The 20889-nt window shown below is 42.1% G+C and carries 16 protein-coding genes and 1 tRNA gene; 6 read left to right on the top strand and 11 right to left on the bottom strand.

Features of this window, described 5'->3' with window-relative positions:
* Positions 1-193: 193 nt before the first annotated feature.
* Positions 194-697, top strand: a complete 504-nt coding sequence (locus NBH06_RS02495; RefSeq protein WP_008861166.1) for an RNA polymerase sigma factor — start codon at positions 194-196, stop codon at positions 695-697.
* A 539-nt stretch (positions 698-1236) separates the two neighbouring features.
* Here NBH06_RS02495 and NBH06_RS02490 read toward each other — a convergent pair.
* Together NBH06_RS02490 and NBH06_RS02485 are read right to left on the bottom strand one after the other, a co-directional pair.
* Complete coding sequence (locus NBH06_RS02490) at positions 1237-2379, bottom strand: glycosyltransferase family protein (RefSeq protein WP_250792609.1); 1143 nt, start codon at positions 2377-2379, stop codon at positions 1237-1239.
* Positions 2380-2385: 6 nt separating this feature from the next.
* Positions 2386-2880: an outer membrane protein gene (locus NBH06_RS02485; RefSeq protein ID WP_250792607.1), complete on the bottom strand. Its 495-nt coding sequence runs from the start codon at positions 2878-2880 to the stop codon at positions 2386-2388.
* Positions 2881-3028: 148 nt separating this feature from the next.
* Here NBH06_RS02485 and NBH06_RS02480 point away from each other — a divergent pair, with 148 nt between their 5' ends.
* Complete coding sequence (locus NBH06_RS02480; RefSeq protein ID WP_350449406.1) at positions 3029-3439, top strand: hypothetical protein; 411 nt, start codon at positions 3029-3031, stop codon at positions 3437-3439.
* A 131-nt stretch (positions 3440-3570) separates the two neighbouring features.
* Here NBH06_RS02480 and NBH06_RS02475 read toward each other — a convergent pair whose 3' ends face one another.
* The 4 genes from NBH06_RS02475 to NBH06_RS02460 form a co-directional block, all read right to left on the bottom strand.
* Positions 3571-7431: a T9SS type A sorting domain-containing protein gene (locus NBH06_RS02475; protein ID WP_250792605.1), complete on the bottom strand. Its 3861-nt coding sequence runs from the start codon at positions 7429-7431 to the stop codon at positions 3571-3573.
* 9 nt (positions 7432-7440) lie between these two features.
* Complete coding sequence (locus NBH06_RS02470; protein WP_021891932.1) at positions 7441-8355, bottom strand: TolB-like translocation protein; 915 nt, start codon at positions 8353-8355, stop codon at positions 7441-7443.
* 412 nt (positions 8356-8767) lie between these two features.
* Entirely contained in the window at positions 8768-9052 is a 285-nt protein-coding gene (locus NBH06_RS02465; RefSeq protein WP_250792603.1) for a hypothetical protein, read from the bottom strand.
* A complete protein-coding gene (locus NBH06_RS02460) occupies positions 9049-9915 on the bottom strand; it encodes a virulence RhuM family protein (RefSeq protein ID WP_046409748.1) in 867 nt (288 codons plus the stop codon). Before NBH06_RS02460 ends, NBH06_RS02465 begins: the two co-directional genes overlap by 4 nt.
* Positions 9916-9969: 54 nt before the next feature.
* On the opposite strand from NBH06_RS02460, the gene NBH06_RS02455 reads away from it, so the two are divergent.
* Positions 9970-10092 (top strand): type II toxin-antitoxin system YoeB family toxin, encoded by a 123-nt coding sequence (locus tag NBH06_RS02455; RefSeq protein ID WP_284703173.1) that lies wholly within the window; start codon positions 9970-9972, stop codon positions 10090-10092.
* A 206-nt stretch (positions 10093-10298) separates the two neighbouring features.
* Here NBH06_RS02455 and NBH06_RS02450 read toward each other — a convergent pair.
* The 3 genes from NBH06_RS02450 to NBH06_RS02440 form a co-directional block, all read right to left on the bottom strand.
* A tRNA-Pro gene (locus NBH06_RS02450) sits at positions 10299-10374 on the bottom strand.
* Positions 10375-10490: 116 nt separating this feature from the next.
* The gene (gene aroB, locus NBH06_RS02445) at positions 10491-11549 is read right to left on the bottom strand and encodes a 3-dehydroquinate synthase (protein WP_250792601.1); all 1059 of its coding nucleotides are present in this window, start codon (positions 11547-11549) and stop codon (positions 10491-10493) included.
* Positions 11550-11559: 10 nt separating this feature from the next.
* Complete coding sequence (locus NBH06_RS02440) at positions 11560-12297, bottom strand: inorganic diphosphatase (protein WP_250792599.1); 738 nt, start codon at positions 12295-12297, stop codon at positions 11560-11562.
* Positions 12298-12651: 354 nt separating this feature from the next.
* Between NBH06_RS02440 and NBH06_RS02435 the strand changes: the two genes are divergently transcribed.
* The 3 genes from NBH06_RS02435 to NBH06_RS02425 all read left to right on the top strand — a co-directional run bounded on the left by NBH06_RS02435 (position 12652) and on the right by NBH06_RS02425 (position 17337).
* Positions 12652-13443, top strand: coding sequence for a hypothetical protein (locus NBH06_RS02435; RefSeq protein WP_250792597.1), 792 nt, complete (start codon positions 12652-12654; stop codon positions 13441-13443).
* Between the two features lie 201 nt (positions 13444-13644).
* Entirely contained in the window at positions 13645-15954 is a 2310-nt protein-coding gene (locus tag NBH06_RS02430; RefSeq protein WP_250792595.1) for a glycoside hydrolase family 31 protein, read from the top strand.
* Positions 15955-15969: 15 nt separating this feature from the next.
* Positions 15970-17337: a SusF/SusE family outer membrane protein gene (locus tag NBH06_RS02425; RefSeq protein ID WP_250792593.1), complete on the top strand. Its 1368-nt coding sequence runs from the start codon at positions 15970-15972 to the stop codon at positions 17335-17337.
* 205 nt (positions 17338-17542) lie between these two features.
* Here NBH06_RS02425 and NBH06_RS02420 read toward each other — a convergent pair whose 3' ends face one another.
* On the bottom strand, positions 17543-19393 hold the full coding sequence (locus NBH06_RS02420) for a hypothetical protein (RefSeq protein WP_250792591.1): 1851 nt from the start codon (positions 19391-19393) through the stop codon (positions 17543-17545).
* Between the two features lie 132 nt (positions 19394-19525).
* Positions 19526-20869 carry a glucose-6-phosphate isomerase gene (locus NBH06_RS02415; protein WP_250792589.1) on the bottom strand — a complete coding sequence of 448 codons (1344 nt, stop codon included), beginning with the start codon at positions 20867-20869 and terminating at the stop codon, positions 19526-19528.
* Positions 20870-20889 lie beyond the last annotated feature (20 nt).

Raw genomic sequence — 20889 nt, 5'->3', positions numbered from 1 at the left:
GGGATTGTATTTTGCGAAAACAGATTTTTTTTGAGCCCCTTTGAAATAGCTGAATGTTTCGAAGACGTTTAGGAGAATGTAGAAATTTCAGATTGTAGTAGTTAGTATGAGTAGATTTTCGATGCATTTTCGTAATACAAAGTAGTAGTATAAGTAGTAAACAAGAATTACAAAATCATCAAAATTTTCAATTATGAACTCTCTAAAATTTCAAGATAGATTGTTAGGTCTCCAAGACAATTTGCTAAACTTCGCTTATATGCTTACCGCAAACCGGGAAGAAGCGAAAGATTTGCTTCAAGATACGACTCTTAAAGCTCTCGACAACGAAGATAAATATATCGACAATGTCAATTTCAAAGGTTGGGTGTTTACCATCATGCGAAATATTTTTATCAATAATTATCGCAGGGTTGTACGGAACCAGACTATTATAGACCAGACAGAAGATCTGTATCACTTGAATTTGCCCCAAGACTCGGGATTCGCGTCGCCGGAAGGTTCTTTTACGGTGAAGGAGATTACAACGGCTATCAATAGTTTCAGCGAGGAGTATCGGATACCGTTTTCTATGCATGTGGCAGGGTATAAATATCACGAGATTGCCGAAAAAATGGATTTGCCTTTGGGCACGGTAAAAAGCCGAATCTTTTTTGCCCGTCAACGTTTGCAGGAGATGCTGAAAGATTATAAATAAAGTATAGCCGAATTGTTTTTAGGCTCATTCGAAGTGTTCCTCATAGAAAGCCCTCATAAATCATATAGGATTTATGAGGGCTTTGGATTTCCCGGTAAAGGTAGAATAGCCATACTTTTTTGTCTTTTTCTTTAACCCCTCCGTTCTTCGGACACCTCCCCTATATTTTGCGTTGCAAAAACACCCCGCCATGCTGCGGAACACGGCAAGGGAAGAGGGTGTTGGTGTTCAACATTTTGGCTTTACTGTTTATTTTCATTCCTTCTTTTTTCTACGGGTACTTTCCCTATCGGCAGGGAGAGGATTGAAATGTTATTTTTGATATTCTTTTCAACCCCCTCGCCCTGCGGGCACTCCCCCTATATTCCTTTCAGGAACACAGAGGGAGAGAGATATGCATCACTCTGTTCTCGTTATCGAAGGTATTAGCCCTTCTCCCCTGCCGTGTCCCGTAGCCTTACGGGAAGTTGCGTTAGCAATAGGGGAGACCCACAGAACTTTGTTCTGCGGAGAGGGGTTGAATGATTGTTTATTTGTATTTACCTGAGTTTCTCTTCGAGAAGATCGGAGAGGACATGAATATTCTTTTCGTTATCGTACGCTTTCAGTAGCTGTATTCGTTCGGTGCGTTTGGCTTGGTCGAAAGGTTCGTTTAAGGCGGTTTCGACAGCGCGAGCCATAGCCTGAGGTGTATCGGCAATGAGGCAGGCTTTGTCCAAGCCTGTGCCGAATAGCATTTTGCTGTTTACGATACAGTGTCCTCCGTGAAAGAGGGCATTCAATAGTTTCAGTTTTAATCCCGTGGGTTGGAATGTGACGAGTAGGTTGGCCGCCGCTTTTTCGATGAGGTGGTTCATTTGCCCTTCCGATGGATTGGCGATAAGTTGTGCGCCGGGTGTCCGTTCGACCAGCCGAACGAGTGTTTCCGGGGGATTTTTCCCGGCGAATATCCATGATGTGCCTTGTGTGAGCGGGACGACTTGCCGTAACAGATATTCGGCAGCTTCTATGTTCTCTTCGACCGAAAGGTTTCCGTGATAAAGGATATAGTTCTCCTTCGGGCCGGCAGGGGCTACTTCGGCGTATGCGTGAAAGGCGGGAAGCAGCGACACCGGGATTTGCGGGTATCTCGACGAGAAATAACAGCGGTCGCTCTCGGAGATCGCTAAAATGGCATCGGCATGCAGGAGTATCTTTTCGTATTTTGCCAATTTGACAGCTTCGAGTTCGTAGTAGAGTTTTTTCCACCCTGATGTCTTGCGGGATAATTCTTTGTAATATTCGTGCTCGATGTTGTGCATTCGGACTAATTTGATACGGTCTTTCAGCCGTTTGTCGGACAGAAAGGCGCAGCAATGCAGACCTTCGAACAGTATGGGGGCATTGTCGGAAAGCAGGTCGTCGAGAAGTTTTGAACAATGGCGACTGGAAACTATATAAGGGATATGTGAAAACTGGCGGATAACAGAACGGTGGCGCGGATAGTAAGAGACTCTGGCGGCTACTTCGTTCAGTTGTTCGGCTCTACTCCGGTCGTATTGGAATGTGTGTAGCCATGTCTCGTAGCCCATTTTTTTTAACGCTTTCAACTTATAGTAAATATCGATAACCCCTCCATAGTCCGGTGGAAAAGGGACTTGCAGAGAAACGACATGGAAACGTCGGGAGGGAGACAAACTCATGGGAAATTAGAATTTGTATCCGAGACCAATGGAGATATTAGCCTGATTGAAGTCGTTTATGAAAATATATTTTCCCTCTATATGTAGGTTTAGGTGGCGGGAAATGCTCATTTCGAATCCGGCTCCGGCGTTTATTCCGAATTTATTTCGGGTATTGGAGAGTTCTTTATCGTTTTGTAACGCATTTCCCCTCCAACTTTGAAACGCGATACCGGCTAAGGGATATACCGAGAATCGACCGGCGAAAGGAATGAGGTAATGAATGTTCCCGTTGATTTCCCATTCGTTGAGGTCGTGGTGCGAGAATGTGTAGTTGACCGACGGCACTACTCGCCAGTTTTTTGCAAAGGGGAGATGCATGAAAACTCCTGCTTGTATGTTTTCTGTATCGAACATGTATCCGGCTGATATGCCTAAGCACTTCGTATTGTAATTTTGTGCTTGGACGGTGGTGGCGGAAAGCAGCCCCATGAATATAAAAAGTCCTATTATTTTTTTCATATCCAAAAGTTTGAGGGACAAATATACGGTATCTTTCTGTTAATATGTAGTCGATGAAGTTATTTTTAGGATAGTATGGCTTTAAATGTGAAAAATGTTTTTGATATAGTCCTTATTGTTAAGAAGATATTAGAAATTGTTTTCATTTTTGAAGAGAGGATTTTCGTGCGGGGAGTTTGAAATTGCGGTAGAGTTTGTAATCCTTAGTAATGAATATCATTTTGCTGTATATGAGGCTGTGCTGTTTGTGTTGCTTTTTTCTATGGGATTGACTTTTACAGCTTCTACGACTTTGGCCATGGATTGTGAGCGAGCCAATTCGGGAACGGCCTCTGCGTTGTTCGGAGCAGCAGGTTTTGCTTTTGGAGGTATCGTTTCTCTGTTGGTGGGATTGGGCGATATCCTTTCTACTACGGGTCTGATATTTTTCGTTTGCTCGGTGTGTTCTCTTTGTTTTTCCGTTTTGGCTATGAACCAGACACATACGAACTTATGGGGGAGTTTCAAATGTAAGATGGGGCCTGTTACTAGGTTTGTCTTTTTGAGGCGAGAGAAATAAAAATGGGTAATAAAAGTAGTGATCGTAATTAACAGAAATGTATAAATCCCCCGCTCTTTTTCAAGGCGGGGGATTTTGTGTAGGACTATATCTTTATTATTCAAAGAGATGAGTCGGGATAGTTTAGCATTTTATTTTTTGATGACTTTCACGGCTTTACCATCGTTCACTTTTACAAAATACATACCGCCAGCAAGATCGGAAAGGTCGAGAGAAATAGTTGTCGTACCTACATGGGCTTGTCTCATTACCAGAGAACCGGCTATATTATATATTTCGACCGTTTCGATTGTATTTTGAGCAGATATCGTAATGATTCCCGTCGTGGGGTTGGGCGATATACGTGAAATGCTTACTGCATTTTCTATGCCTGTATATATATTGTTCAATACCAATGATTTCTTTGCGGGTGTCACACAACTGTTGTCACTGGTAGGCATAGCCCATACGGCTAATCTTTCACCGGCATTGGATACCGCATATAAGTTCCCGGCATAGTCGAATTCGAAATCATTAACATAACCGCCCATTTCGGCAATTTCTTTTCGGAATTTTTCCGTGACAGAAGGTATTCCCTCTTTCATCTTGTAGGAGTACACGGCCACTCCGCCATTTACGCTAAGGGCTATAAGCTGTTCTTTTTCATTGACGGCGAGAGCTCCGTTTTGGGACGACTCACCGATGATGTTGGGCTCGGCTGTATTAAATACGGCATCTTGGTATTGATCGCTGTAATAGAACATACATGGATTTGCGGGAGAGTTGCTTCCGCCACCTCTGTATTGTGCGGCCCAATATCCGGTAGAAACGGGAACGATACTGCTGTTGTCGTTGCCCACGTAACTACTGGCGGCTTTCGATTCGTTGGGCGCAGTTGTCCATGTATTCGATTCGCCGATGTTATAGACGTTGATAAATTTTTTCCAAGATGAACCCGAAGCCGTTTTATCTATGGCATAAAGTTGAGTTGTAGCACCTTCTCCTCGAATACCTACGGCTGTTATTTGGCCGCATACATATTTGCCTCCTATCATTAGGCTGCCATTCGAATTTGTAGCTCCTGTAAATATAGAAGAAATATCAAAGGTTTCGGGGTTCATCAGGTAAATACCTGCGTTGTTCGGGCTGGCGTCGCATAGGAATACTCGTCCATCTGATGCTACGGCTGCTTTTTTCGGACCCATACCGGTTTCTCCGCTCCAAGATATGGTTCCGCTATAAGCTGTGGAGCCTTGTTGAGTAATATCGCTTATGTCTGCACCGAGTACATACACACCCACTGTCGAGGTTTGGGCTTGTGAAGGATTTCCTGCACTTACTGTTCCGGCAGCAGTGTTCGTTATATAGATACGTCCGAAGTAGTCGCTTTCAGGTGATTTATCGATGGCGACACCGTATGGCGCATAGTACTGGTATAGAGGACTGTCGTCGGATATTTTCGTAAATTTCGTGACGTTTCCGGCGATGGCTTGAATACTCCAATTCAGCTTTTCGGCAGGAAGATCGGCTCTGGATATAGTAGTCTGATTCGCTCCCTTTGGTAGCGCTCCTAATGCAATCGTTTGAACAGCTTCGCCTGTTTCTGGATTATTCAATATCAAGTTTACAGATGTGGCATCCTCGTTTAAGTTGAAGTTGATAGTATATCCGTCTTCTGTTTCGTCATAGGATAAACCGTATGCAAATATACGGGCGGGAGATTCGGATTGCTCCATGCCTTTGGTCGTGTATTTTACGATTTTGTTTCCAGCCAACAGGTATATATCTATATCGGAATTATCTACGATTCCTATACTTGTCATTGGAGAAAGTCCCGTAGTGGAGATGAAAGATTCGGTATCTCCGATGTTTTGGGCTTGATCTATTCCATTCGTAATGTCATATAAACGAACTTTATAAGAATAATTTCCATCTCCTTGACTTTCACAAATGGGTGCGCTCATATAAATTTTATCGGCGTAACGGAAATAATTCGCTCCGTATGACTCTACCGGAATGTTATCCGAGAAATCGGCTAGCATGATTCCCTGATCGCTCATCCAGTCCATTAAAAATTCTCTTGGGGCCGTGAGTGTACCGTCTATGATCAATCTACTTTTTGCTAAGGGCGAGAGTGTGATATGGGCTTTTTCTCCGATTTGACTTTCGTCGAAGTCCGTATCGTTTTTCTGGAATCCGGCCACTTCTCCGTTTTTAATGTTCCAACATACATATCTGATACCGTATGCCGTATTCCAAGCGTTTCCGGCATGGGAGTCGAAATACAGTTGGAAATCGTCGATCGTGCCGCTTACAGCGATGGTGTTGGCTATATAGTTGGAGTTGTTATTTCCGGCGGCTGCGAGGCTGGCACTTGTATTCGTTTGTAATGTAGCGACGACAACCGGGGCTGAATCTTCTAACGAGGTCGTTTCACTTCCCTGCCATTCATATACGTAAAAGTCTCCGGTTTGATACGCATTGCCTTCTTTGCCGATGACCGTCGAGTTTGTCCCAATAAGCACGCCGTCGATAGTAAAGGCGATATCGGATAGTATATAGGGTAATTCTTTCCCGTTATAACCTTCGGTTACAAGACCTTCGGTACTCATTTCTTTAATGAGTTCTCCGGTTGCTGGATTCAGAACCAAGAGTTTAGGAATTTTATTTTCATCTACTGCCAATACATAATATTTGTTGTCTCGCAGGATTGCCCGACGTACGGTAAGTCCATTCAAGGCTTCGATGTCGGTAATTTCTGTTTCTTTGGTGAGATTGTAATATGCCGCTGCTGCAATATCTCCGTCTTGGTCGGGGTGTGGATAATCAAGCACTTCCTCTTCTATTTCTTCATCAGAGGGTTCTTCGTGTTCCAAATCGGTCAGCCTTTTATTAATGAATGCAGTTTCATTGACGATGACTTCGATTGGTTCGGTTTCTTTCCAGAATCCCTCGATGTCGAATACCAGATTGTAGTTTCCGGGAGTCAAATCGGTAAATACGAATAATCCATTATATTCTTTATCGGTTGTATATCGGCCTACTTCTTCACCGTTCTCGTTTTGAAGAATAATAGTTACGTTGTTCAAGGGAGCATAGGAATCGATCGAATTGATTTTGTATTTATAGAGGTCGTGTTCGAGAGTGTTATATTTATCTTTAACAGTTCCCATAATGCAGCCGGTGGTTTCGCTATCGTCGTTGAACCATGCACGTATGGCCCGAGCATATCGCATACCTTCTTGTTTGCAGTAGTCTTTGTTGAGAAGTCTTTGGCGTTCGGGTTGATAGGTGTGGAAACAGCCTTCACAAAGGAAGCCGTCACACCCGTGTTTCAAAACACCGAGATAACCGGTATATCCCATGCTGTTTGAGGACGAGCTACCATAGAAAGATATGTCGCCCCGGCTGTTGTTGTCGTTTTCGCCGGTATAATAGGATTTATAGGTAACCTCATTCTTGTTGACATATGGCCATGCGGCACGAGCCATATCGCGGGCGTTTGTCAATCCGTTTCCCGATTCCGAATCGGTCCCTCGATAGAGAATCAGTGGATAATTCGTACTGCTCCCCTCCGTTGCAGCGTTACTATGGATCGAAATGAAATAATCCATATTGTTGGCCTCTACATCTTGACAAATCACCGATAGGGTAACTAACTGTTGAGTTCCACTTTCTCCGGGCTGAGTCTCGATGTATTTGTCGTTTTCGGTTTTGTGTTCATCATCGGCCGATACAACACCGTTTACTGTGCGCGACATTCTCACATATCCGGCTCCGGCTTTTACGAGCTCTTCCCTTAGGGCCATTCCCTTTATCAAGTTCGTATTTGTTTCGAAGAATCCGAGGGTATCCATTTGAGCATAATTGATCGTTGCCATCGGCCGGTCGTTAGGCCCCCAACCGCCGTGCCCCGGATTAATATATATTCTGGCCTCGCTTAGATCGTTTGCACTTACCGAAAATGCTAACGTTATTCCTAAGCATATCGATAGAAGTTTGTTGAGTTTCATGGTGATTAATTATTTTGAGGTTGCTACATTCATTAAAAATATCTCTCCATTTTGTGTCGTATAGACGATTTTGGAAGCATCGTCGGATGCAGAAGGGTACATGCAGATTTTTGATTGATCTGTCAATGCCGTGCGATGAGTGCCTTGTGACGTAACGGCGAATATTTGGGAGTAAGTAACGATTTCCCCGTTATCATAATCTACCATGCCTACAACCCAATCGTTACCTAACCAGACCGGCGCACGCAATGTCCCCAAAGAAACCGGATTTGTTCCATCTATATTGCAGACGTATGCTTTCGCTTCGTCAATGACATAATAGAGAAGTTTTCCTCCATCGGGAGAAACCGATGGCCATAAATATCCTACATTCGTTCCGTTGGGAGAGAGTTGCTTTGTTTTTCCATCGATTGTAATGTAAAGCTGGCTGTTCTTAATACTTGGGATAGCCGGGAGGTTTTTCAGCTTTTTACCGGCAATCCGTTTAGAAATAAGTTTGCCATTATTTACAGCGAGAACCGTACCTCCTTTTACAGTCACACCTTCTAGATTTCGGGTAGGTTTTACTAGTTGTTCTGTTTTCCCGGTTTGTAGATTTACACTGTTTAATGATGAGTAGCGAAGTTTCCCTTTATATTCGCTCTTTCTATAAATTACGGTAGAGCCGTCTTCGGAAAATTGGGCATTAAACCCAGCACTTCGGTCATTGGTAATGGTCGTCAATTTCCCGGTTGCAAGATCAAATTTTTTCAGACCGCTCATGTCTTCGTTGGTTACTAGAACGCAATCCCCCTTCGGACTTATCTTCGGGAGAAATACTCCTTGCCCGTCGAGTGTAAGGGCTTTGGTACTGATTACCTCGATTCCTTGGGCAAAAATCAATTGACTCATAAAAACGAGTACTCCTAGAAATGTTTTTCTCATAATGATTAAAATTATATGGGTAAATAATGGATTATTAAGGATAATTCGAGTATATTTTGAGTCTTTGTGTTTATTTCAGGTTTTCAAATGTAGATATTTTTATTTTATATTCATTATTTAAGTATATAAAAAATGATTCTAAAATATAATATATTTAAAATTGCAATGAAAAATAAATGGAAATAAGATTTGTAGTTCTTGTAAAATATTGATAATTAGATGTTTGTTTGGCTTTATTATTATAATACTAATTATCGGGAATAATCGAAATAATTATTAGCGATTATTTTTTGTTGGTGATAAATTTCCCTTGTTGTATTGAATTTCTAACTTTGATTGGATTGAAGTCGGTCGGGTAACAAGAATGTATTTAATGTAACTACCGAAGTATAAAAATGAAAAAGCCGGTCAATCACCGGCTTTTCTTGTTTTTAATAAGATATCGGACTTTCCATTTGTGCTTTTTCAAGTCCTTCAAGAGTTCTTTATTCTTTATCTGATAGTCGAGATGTATCGACACGGATTCTTGGAAGGACTTTTCCGCATTTCGTATGCTGTTCCCGGATACGGCTAAATCGATGGAGGGACAATAGGCGATATAGGCATTAGCTTGTTTGAAAATGTAGATGTGGAATACCCCTGTAAGCAGATTACCGGAGATTCCTATTTTATCGGTACGAGGTCGCATAACGTTCACGAGTCAATTTGTTTATATATGATTTCGGGCGGAATAGCCGATATTTTCGAGAAGGCGAAAAGTTTCTTTCCCAAGTCTTTCAGCGAAGCGCCTATATGGTAGATTTCCCCATCGATGATTAGGAACCGATCGTGCGCCTTTGTGTATAACTTGACCTTTACAGGCGAATATTGAGCGTTGAATCGTTTGATGTCGAGCTCCAATTGCGGAATGATCTTATCCGTATAAATCACCACCGACACCGATTTTCCTCGTTTCCCGAATAAAGTCAAGACAGATTCGTCTATATAGTTGTCGAAAAGGACGATACTTTTTCGGGCTGACTTGACAAGATCACAAACGAATTTATAGGCATCGAATATCTGGCCGGCAAAAAATATTCCCTCTATCGGCGGTAAGGAATGGCGGACGAAAAAATCTACTTGGTTGCTGAGCCTTTGTATTTCGGAGTCGTGTTCTCTCAGTCGGTTATCAATTCTTTTCTCTAAACTGTCGAGCTTTTGATTGATGGAATAACCTTTCAGCATGTATTCTTTTAGGACTTTGTTCGCCCACTGGCGGAACTCAACGCCTCTTTTTGATTTCACCCGATATCCGATAGAAAGAACCATATCTAAATTGTAATATTCCATTTGATAGACTTTACCATCTGTGGCAGTTGTCGCAAATTTTGCGACAACTGAAATATCGGTTAATTCTTCTCTTAAAGCATTGTTAATATGTTTGCCAATTGTTTTTATGTCTCGGTCGAATAGTTCAGCAATTTGTTGCCTGTTTAACCATACGGTCTCATTTTCTAAGCGGACTTCCAGACTTACAGCACCTTCTGGTTGATATAATACGATTTCACTCTTTTGTTCCATCTCTGAATAGTTTTTGCAAATGTACATAAATAATTAAAAAACAGTGATGAACTTCTGAGATATGAGTTCACCGGGTATTGGTCTCGTCGCATCAATTCCGAACATCGTATTATCTACACGGTTCATGATGATATTGTGACCGTTTCAGTCTCCATGAGATACTATTATGCAAAGTGAATTTATAGAAATTCTATTTTGCTTTTATATTGGCAAAATCAATGACTTGACGATTAGCAGTGTCTATTTTTTTCGGAATCAAAACCTGTATGAATGTCTATTAATGCGATTACCGGCCTACCATTTGCCTATTAGGTCCATATTTTTAAGATTGGATATAAAAAGAAAAACACTGATAATTAATTATCAGTGTTTTTATAAATCAGTCGGGGTGACAAGATTCGAACTTGCGACCACACGCCCCCCAGACGCGTACTCTAAACCGGGCTGAGCTACACCCCGCTGAATTGGTAGTGCAAAAGTAGTGGTATTTTCTATACTGACAAAATTTTGAACAACTTTTTTACTCCTGTTTTTCTTCGAAATTTCCTAATCGCTTGCAAGAGAGTCGGTAGGGGTTATAATTTAAATAGGTCGCGGTATAGGTCGAATGCTACGAATATTTCTTCCTTATCGACGTGACAGTCGATGACCGGTTTGCCGATGGTTTGTAATAATGTGAAGTTGATGTATCCGGCTTCGTTTTTTTTGTCGTGGGTCATCAACTCGTAGAGTGTTTCGTAGTCCTTACAGGTAATGGGAAATGCTCTGTAATGGCGATAGATGTATGCTGCCAATTCGGAGATTGTTTCGGACGGAAATTTCAGATAACGGTGGGAGAGTAGTAATTCGCATATGAGTCCCCAAGCCACGGCGAATCCGTGAGGTATGGGAGTTTCCCGCTTGTGTGAAAGGCTCTCGAATGCATGGCCGATGGTATGACCTAAATTCAAGGCTTTGCGTATTCCTTTTTCAAAGGGATCTTCGGCGACGATACGTTCTTTGACTTGTATCGATTCTTTGAGCAGTGGCAGAAGTTTTTCCCAATCGGGCATGGACAAGTCGAAATCGAGCAATGAACGGTAGGTGGCCGGATTGTCGATAAGTCCGTGTTTCAACATTTCGGCGTATCCCGACAATAATTCGTTCTGTGGCAGTGTCTGAAAGAATTGTGTAGAGACGATGACCGTATCGGCCGGGCGGAAGGCTCCTATTTCATTTTTCAATCCGTTGAAATTTATTCCTGTTTTTCCTCCTACGGCGGCATCTACTGCTCCTAATAGGGTTGTGGGGATATTGATGAAACGGATTCCTCTTTTGAAACAGGCTGCGGCGAAACCTCCCAAGTCGGTGACCATACCTCCTCCCAAGTTGATAAGAAGCGATTTTCTGCTGGCTCCTTTATGGCTCAGTTCGTTCCATACGTGAACGAGTGTTTGGAGTGTTTTATGGGTGTCGCCGGCTTCGATCGTAATATATTGGGCTTGTGTGGATATGTTTTTCGATATTTCGGGTAGGGCGAATTTTTGGGTATGTGTGTCGCAGAGTATAAAAAGGGTATCGAAAGAAAAGTTTTCGAGCATATTTTTAAGGATTTCGCCGGGTGTGGCTGTGAATATGATTTTTTGCGACTCCATACAGATGATATTATCGAGTGATTTTTAGCGTGTGTATAAGTTCGTCGACATAATTGGCGAAATCGGGCATGGACGGGAAAACCATATCGGCTCCGGCTTCGATAAGCGCTTGTGCCGGAATGGGGCCTGTGTTGACTGCTATGGTAAATATTTGTGCTGTCGTACCGGAGACTACCCCTAAGGGTGCATTTTCGATGACAATCGCTTCGTTCGCTTTGACTCCGGCTTTGGAAAGTCCCATTAAATAGGGCTCGGGACTCGGCTTCCCAATCTTTACGTCATATGCCGTCACCTTATATTGCTGTTCGAATACACCGGGATAATCGTGGTCTAACCGATCTAAGAGAGAACCTTGTCCCGAACCTGTGACTAGTACAGGGCGTATGCCGTTATCGATGATTCGTTGTAGCATAAGGTCGGCTCCCGGCATGGGGACGATTTTTTCCAACGCGTTGAAATGTTTTTCCTTGATTTTATAAATCTCGGCACACTCGTCATCGGACACCTGTTTCCCGAAATGTTTGTCGAACAAGTATTTAATTGTACTGGCTCCTGTTCGTCCTTCGTATAGATAAAATTCTTCTTTGGAACATTTGAATCCCATAGGGGTGAGTGTACGATACCATGCTTCGACATGATTTTTCATCGAGTCGTAGAGAACTCCGTCCATATCGATAAGCGCGGCCTTAGGAGTAATGCAAGGCACGTTGTGCTGTAAAAGATAGTTTTTAATAGCGATATTTTCCAAAATGTCGTGTTACTTGTTTTATTCTACAAAAATAGAGCTTTTGAGATAATTAGCCAAAGAAGTGATGTTGAAAGACTTTTATTTTGTTTGAGATTGGATATTGGGTTTATTTCTGGTTTGTTAAAAATTTAACAAGATGTAAAATTAAGGCATAAATGTTTGTATTCTGTGATAATCCATTATTTTTGCAATAGATACGAGAATAGGTCGAGTTTCGGCATTACTAATCGAACTTGTTTCTGCGTTGGGCTTGTACTATTTTTGTTGCAAATATGGAAATGGATTGTATTTCGATATTATCAAGATTTGTTTTTGTTTTTTCTGTTTTTTGAAATGAAATAAAGTTATAGGGATATGAAGAGACTATTATGTAAGTGGATTCCGGTGTGTGCAATGGGTGCTGTTTTATGTGCCTGTGGGGGTGGAGTAGCCGATGGAGATTATGTCGGTGCATTTAAAGAATATGTGAAATCGGAGTTGAAGTCTGGAACGTGGGTCCTATCGGCCGATGAAAACTTATCCGCAGAGAAAGTCGATTCGATTCAAGTAGAAATTCTCCATGAAGTGACCGTTGCCGATAGTATTCGAGCCGGTCGTCAAGAGGCTATCGATAGCTACGTTTCTACCGAACAACGTTTGAAATATGAGATGGAGGTAGCAGAACACAATTATAAACTCGATGAGAACAGCCAGTTTGCTCGTCGTGCCGATTATGAACGAAAATTGAAAGAGGCTATGCGTTCACATGGGAATGACCGTAATTATGCTTCGAAAATAGAAGGATATAAACAGGCTATGGAGCGTTTGCCCAAAGATCATGAAGCTTACGTAAAATTTGACAAGGATAGGGACTTTTCGTATATTCGAGAATATGAGACCGCCAAATCGGCTTATGATCAATTTGTCGCCACGAATGTAGACGATTATATACAATCGTATGATTTAATCGTTCGCTATGTCGGTCGTGATACGACTGAGGTTTTGGGAGTTGCCGCTCAGGTAGAGTTTATTACTCCGGACGGGAATCAATCTGCTATCGTTTTGTTTAATGAGAAACCAACCTTTGTGAAAACAATCTTAACGGATGCTCAGGCGTTGGAAGACGATGATACAGAAAGCGACACCATAGAGTATGAAGCGGAATAATAAATAGAATGGTTTAAAAATAAAAAAGGAAAGGGCTACATTTTGTAGCCCTTTCCTTTTTTATTCGATTCAAAATATTATCGATATTGTATAACAAAACATGTAAAAGCAAAAATTTTTCAGGTATGTAGGGGGTATGTGTATTTTTTGTGTCATAATGGTAGAGCGACTTTAATCTTTCTATTAAAAATTTATGTATTTATGATTAAAAAACATGTACTCCTAAGTATTTTGGGACTTTTCATTGCGTGTACTGTCGGGGCGCAGGATAATTCGATGGCCGATGAAAAGGCTATTGTGAAGTCGGGTAACATGCGCTTTACGGTGTTGACTCCCGAAATGATTCGTATAGAATATAGTGCGAAATTGCAGTTTGAGGATCGCGCGTCCTTTGTAGTCATTAATCGCCATCTTCCGGTTCCGAATTTTACCCAAGAGGAACGTGACGGATATCTTTATCTTACAACCGATAAACTGGAACTGCGTTATAAACTGGGTACATATCCGGTAAGTAATGATCGTTGTAATCCTAATTTACAAATTACATTCGATGTGAACGGGGTCGAAGAGGTGTGGTATCCTGGGAAACAAGACCCGTATAATCTGAAAGGAACGACTAGAACTTTGGATAGAGCAGAGGGCGATGTGCGTGAATGGTTGGAGAATGGGTTACTTTCTCGTGTTGGTTGGGCTGTGATCGATGAACGAGAACCTCGCAAAGACGGTAGTCTGAGTCTTATGTTCGAGAGAGATACGAATGGGGGTATGGATTGGGTCGCTCAACGTAAGGATACCGCCGCTCTTGATATGTATTTCATGGGTTATGGGCATGATTATAAAAAGGCTCTTGGCGATTTCACCAAGATAGCCGGTAAGATTCCGTTGCCTCCGCTTTATGTATTTGGATATTGGTACTCTAAGTTTCAACGTTATACCGAGCAAGATATGCGCGATATTGTAAATGAAATACGTTCGCGTGATATTCCTATGGATGTACTCGTTATAGATATGGATTGGCATCGTAATGGTAAGACCGGTTCTACCGATGGAACCGAGTGGACCGGTTGGAGTTGGAATAAAGCTCTTTTCCCCGATCCTGCCGGTTTTATCTCTTGGTTGCACGATGAACAAAATTTGAATACGACACTTAATTTGCATCCGGCCGATGGTGTTTTCCCCAAAGAGGATAATTATGATGCTTTGTATGCCGATTTGGCCGGACGTTATTCCGATATAAAGGCCGATAGTCTGACTAACGAAGACGGTACCATTCGTTGGAATATCGAAAACAAGGATTTCTACAAGGCCTTTTTCGAACATATTTTACGGCCTCATGAAAATATCGGTGTCGATTTTTGGTGGGTCGATTGGCAACAGTGGATGATTGCGCAGAATGAACCGAATTTAGGTAATACTTTTTGGTTGAATCATGTGTTTTTCAACGATAAAAAATTGCAGGCAAAAAATCGGCCGTTTATCTTTCATCGTTGGGGTGGGTTGGGTAATCATCGTTATCCTATCGGTTTTTCGGGAGACTCGGAAGCGACTTTTTCTTCGTTGGCTTTTCAGCCCTATTTTACAGCTACCGCATCTAATGTCGGTTATGGTTATTGGAGTCATGATATAGGAGGTCATAATCAGGAGGGAGCCAACGATGCCGAGTTGTATTTGCGGTGGATTCAATACGGGGTCTTCTCTCCTATATTGCGTACACATGCTACGGCTGCCGGCCATATCGAACGTCGCATTTGGAAATATGCTAATTTTGAGCAGATGCGTGATGCCATTTATTTGCGTTATGCTTTGATACCTTATATTTATACGATGGCACGCTGGTCGTACGATACGGGAGTGGGCATGTGTCGTCCTATGTATTATGATTATCCCGAAGCAGATGAGGCTTACCGTTATGAGGGACAGTATATGTTTGGAAACGATATACTCGTAGCCCCCGTCACTTCGTCGGATAAAGGAACGAATGTCAGTGAAAAAGATATTTGGCTACCTGAGGGCAAGTGGTATGAAGTGATGACGGGTGAGTTAATCGACGGTGGTTCGGTCGTTACTCGTTCGTTCACTCGTGAACAGATTCCTTATTATTATCGCGAGGGTGCTATCATTCCGCTTTATCCTCGTATGATGCACCTGAAAAAACGGCCTGAAACACTCACTTTGCAGTTTACACCCGGAGCCAGAGGCGAATTTAATTATTATGAGGATGCCGGAAACAACGCTGATTATGAAACAGCTTGTACATTTACAAGAATTACGCAAAATACCGAGGACGGAAGAACCTCTTGTACTATTTATCCTCGTACTGGATCATTCGACGATATGCCGGAAGAACGGGCTTATCGTCTTGAATTTTTGGCTCGGAACGAGGCTCCGACAAAGGTCACTTTTTCCGATGGAACGCATGCTGTCTATGAGTATGATGCCGAGGGTAAAAAGATCGTGATTTCCGTACCGAAAAGAGCATGCAGTTCAGCTATAACCGTAATCATTGAATAATAAAAAGAGAAAAATATGAAAAGATTTTGCAAGAATATGGCCGTTTTATTTCTCTTGTTTGGATTTGTTCTAACTGCGAGAGCAGATTGGCGGCTTGTTGGAGATACGGCTGAATTAAAGATTCCCGTCGTGCTTTCTCCGGTGGGAGACGATGGAAAGGAGTTTGTTTACGTGGGTGGCTTGCCGGAAGTTTTGTTTAAATTGACCGATGGTATAACGGAGTATGTCCATGAATGTGGTAGTAATAATCCTTTGGGCGATTCTATACCTTTGCGAGAGGCCGGTGAAGACGAGCGAGGGTTGTGTATCCGGTATGCGAGCGAGACCGATGTATATAGATTGACCCTTACAGTCGATGGTAATGCAAAAAGTTTGAAGGCTGAACGGCTCGAATTGCCTAAAAACTTGTATATCATAGGAGGCCCGTTTAATCGAGAGATTCAATTTTGGAAGTTTCAGGATGCCAAAGCCTTAGAAGTGGATCGGACATATCCTTATATTTTCTATTATAAGGGTGTCATGCGCTATAACGATGAGGGTGACGAGTGCGGTAGTTTCATGTTTTTGAAACGATTGAGCTGGGACGATAAATATCACCCTGCATCGAGTGGAGATTTTTCTATTTCGGGAAAGGTGAGACAACCTTTGAAAATGCGTTTGAATGGAGAGGATAATAAGTGGACTATTCCGGCTGACCGAAGTGGAGATGGATATTATGAATTGAAAGTCGATTTACTCAATCTTACACTTACCGTCGAAAAGTTTGAACCGGATTTGGTAGAGAATCCATTTCCTCTTTCGGTTTTTGCTGTTGGAGCGGCTATGCCTTGTGGTTGGGATAATGCCCATCCTATGGTGATGACCCCGATCGCAGAGGGTGTATATCGTTGGGAAGGAGATGTAGAGGCCGGCGATTTCAAATTCCTTCGTAGAAGAGGAACTTGGGAACGTTGTTATGTGGCTAGGACAAAAGATGAACCTATTCGTTTTGGCGAGGAACATGATGTTATTTATGAGTATAATTCGTTTGAGGAGGGAAATGACTATAAGTTTATGCTTCCCAAGACAAATCATTGTATTCTGACGCTCGACCTTAACCGAATGAAATTGAGGGTGGATAATGAAGAAACGGAAGGCATTGGCGTTGAATCGATTAAAACATCTGGCGAGTTGATCTATTACAGTTCGGATAATACGCTTTTCTTGCGAAGTAAAAACAATTTACAGTTGCAGGCTCGTGTATTTGCCCTTGATGGGTGTCTCGTCTCGGAAGATGTTTTTATAGGTGGTACGGACATTAGCCTCTCTCGTGGTTATTATATCGTAGTCCTTCACCGTGAAGATGGTACGCAAGTTGCCGAGTTCAAAGTTTTTGTTGATTGAATCTGGACTTAGATTGGAATTTGTTATAATAGTTAATCGATACGAGCCTGTGTTCCGCTATCGGGATTTTAAAAGTAATCGGGTTGTTGAAATACAAATAATACGAGATTATCTTTTGGAGGTAATCTCGTATTATTTTAAATGTGAACATTTTAATTATATCGACTAAATGTTGAATCCGATTTTCGTTTTGCTCGTTTCTTCGTTATCGACAGATGAATTTTTGACAATAGTTACCACATCGCAACAAATAAATCCCTTGCTTCAATGAGATGGAGTTATCTCCCTCAACGCCTTGAACTTGGGCTACGATTCGACCTTGTAGGTCGCTGATGATAATTTCTTGGGGTACAAGAAGTCGTATAATTGTGTTGCCGGGATAGGAAATAACCTTGATCTCTTGGTTTTCTCGACGGGTATTGTCTATATTCGAGGGAATGGGAACTTCTGTCAGTTCTGTCCATTGAGATTGGTAAAGATCGTCGCCCACTACCGCATAGGCGCTCATGCGAAATGCAAATTGGTCACCCCATGCTTTGGGTAGATCTGTAAAAGTATAACTGTTCGTCCTGCGGCCTTCGACGAGGGTATAATCGTAGTTATAGCTAAACCGGTCTCCCTTTGAAAGAGTTTGAGTCATTGTGAATTCGTCGAGATAGATTTCTTTGATAGGATCGAGTTGCCTGAAATATAATTCGATATACATTTGTTCACTGCTATGCTTAAAGTCTATTGTCAAATTATTATAGCCTTCTTGTGTGAGAAATTTGGTTATTTTCTCGGGAGTACCTTGTGAGTAGTAGTTGTTAAAGTCGATTTTATCTCCTTTGGCTCCATATACTCGTACGTTGACTGTACAACCATTTGTATTGGTTGTGCTGATGACGGGGGTCTGAATATTGATACCACTGAGCATGCCTCCTGTCCAGCAGCCGAAATTAACAGACCAGTCAGGGACAGTTGTATATTCGTCGTAATTCGTTGTACCGTCGTCTTCTGCCGGAAGATCGATTGTGCCTCCCGTAAAAGCATCGAAATTTTCGTGGAGAATGGTTTTTGTTTCATCTCTTTGGGCAATGTGGGTATAAACATTGTAAACGACATATCCGTTGGACCCGATGACTGTGTTCCAGTTGGCTGTGTATTGCCCCCCTTGAATATCGGTGAATTCTTTGAGTACAGGTTTGGAAAGGGAACCTGCATATCCGAATACATCAATCATATTTGATTCCAAAGAAGTTTCAGAGTCGTTGGTGCTTTTTACCGTGTAAAAATAATCGGTATTGTCTTTGAGTCCGGTTACGGGAGCTGATGTTTCTGTGATTCGTTTGTTTTTGACAAGATAATCCCGTGTTTTTACGATACCGCCATAAGTATAACTTATTTCGTCAATAGCCGTGGGACTGTTTAGATCTGGATTTTCATCGGTATAAATCATTTTGAACTGAATACACCCCACCGGGATATTGGCGGAAAAATCGGCTATTCCTCCACTTCGATAACTGATTGTTGAGGCTTCACCAAGAGAGTGCCATTGAAAGCCGTCAAATCCGTAAACTGCGACTGTTCCGGTGGCATTGGCGTTTTTTATCCAAAACGAAAATTTCGAGGTGGGGGCCGGTAATACAGGGGTAACAATCGAATCGCCTGTTGCATCGAATGCAAGAGCTATTTTCCCCGAATAAACAGATGTGGTATCTCCGGCGACATTGGTCGTATATAATTGGCGAATAGAGCCGGTATTCACGTCGATTTTCCAATTTTCGGGGAATACGGATAGGTTAGAGTCTATGTATTTATTTTGTTTTGACCCGGAAGAACGAGGCACTAATCCCTCAAAACTTTCTGTGACTTTTACTGTTTCTGTCCCGCAATCTTCCATTTTATAGGCAAAAACATTCAAATTGTAAGCCGAAGCCTGAGATACAGATTGCCAGTTTGCGGTAAAGGAATTTTCAGTAATATCGGTTGCGGGTAGAGCTTTGGGGACTTCAAGAGCGGCATGGGAGAGTGCAATTCCCCATAACGATAAAATAAGAGTAGCTAATCTTCTCATGATCTAAGGGTTATGTTTTATAGGGAGTAAAGATATTAAAAATATATAGAAAAATTTATTTGATAAGATATTTTAAAAGAACAGCCTGCCGAAAAATTCGGCAGGCTGTTCCTACATTTACGTTATGTTTAATTAGATACGAGCTTGTATGGCTTTACTTTCTTCTTCGTAACCGGGTTTATTGAGCAAAGCGAACATATTGCGTTTGTATGCTTCAACTCCCGGTTGGTTAAACGGGTTTACGCCCAAAATATAACCGCTAATGCCGCAGGCTTTTTCGAAGAAGTAAATCAGTTGTCCCAAATAGAGTTCCGATAATTCGGGTATTTCTATTTTTAGGTTGGGGACTCCGCCGTCTACGTGAGCTATTTGAGTCCCAAGTTCGGCCATTTTGTTTACTTCGTCCACTCTCTTTCCCGACAGGAAATTCAGCCCGTCCAGATTATCCTTGTCGGAAGGGATATTTACCGTATGTTTCATTTTGGCAACCGAAAGAACGGTTTCGAAGATGGTTCTTTCACCTTCCTGAATCCATTGTCCCATCGAATGTAAATCGGTCGTGAAGTCGACTGATGCCGGATAGATTCCGAGGTTTTCTTTTCCTTCGCTTTCTCCGTAGAGTTGTTTCCACCATTCTGCGAAGAAGTGTAATTTAGGATTGAAGTTGACGAGGATTTCTATTTTCTTCCCGCTTTGATATAAAGCATTTCGGGTGGCAGCATAAATAGCTGCGGGGTTTTTCTCGAAAGGAATATCTTCTCCACACGCTTTTTCCATAGCTACCGCTCCGGAAACCAGCGTTCTGATGTCGAATCCGGCTATGGCAATAGGCAATAGTCCTACGGGAGTGAGTACCGAGAAACGGCCTCCTACGTTGTCGGCAATGACAAAAGTTTTGTATCCTTCGGTGTCGGCCAGTTTACGCAATGCACCTTTTTTTGCATCGGTTATGGCGATGATACGATGTTTGGCTTTGTCTTTTCCTACTTGTGCTTCGAGCTGTTCTTTCAACAATCGGAAAGCGATGGCGGGTTCTGTCGTCGTTCCCGATTTTGAAATGACGACGATACCAAAAGATTTGTTTTTCAGGAGGGTTTGCAGTTCAAACAAATAGTCTTCGCCGATGTTGTGTCCGGCAAACAGTACGAGCGGATTTTTATGTTCCGAGCGAAGAAATTCGAATGAGTCGGATAGAGCCTCGATAACAGCTTTGGCTCCGAGGTAGCTACCTCCGATACCAATGACTACTACTATTTCGCAACGGTCTTTCAATTGTTTTGCAGCAGCTTCGAGGTCTGCTAAATGGGCTTCTGTTATTTCGGAGGGTAGATGCAGCCACCCTAAAAAGTCATTTCCTTTACCCGTACCTTTGTGCAGCATTTCCATGCCGCTTTTCGCTTTGTCTTCCAATGCGAATACATCGCTTTTGGATACAGTGCCTAATGCTTTTTCAATGTTCAATTCGATTGATTTCATAGTTTCACTATATTAGTTGT

Source organism: Barnesiella sp. B2-R-119, from assembly GCF_023656675.1.
Classification (GTDB): Bacteria; Bacteroidota; Bacteroidia; order Bacteroidales; family Barnesiellaceae; genus Barnesiella; species Barnesiella intestinihominis.
The sequence above is the reverse complement of the archived record's forward strand: the minus strand, read 5'-3'. Positions and strand labels throughout refer to the sequence as shown.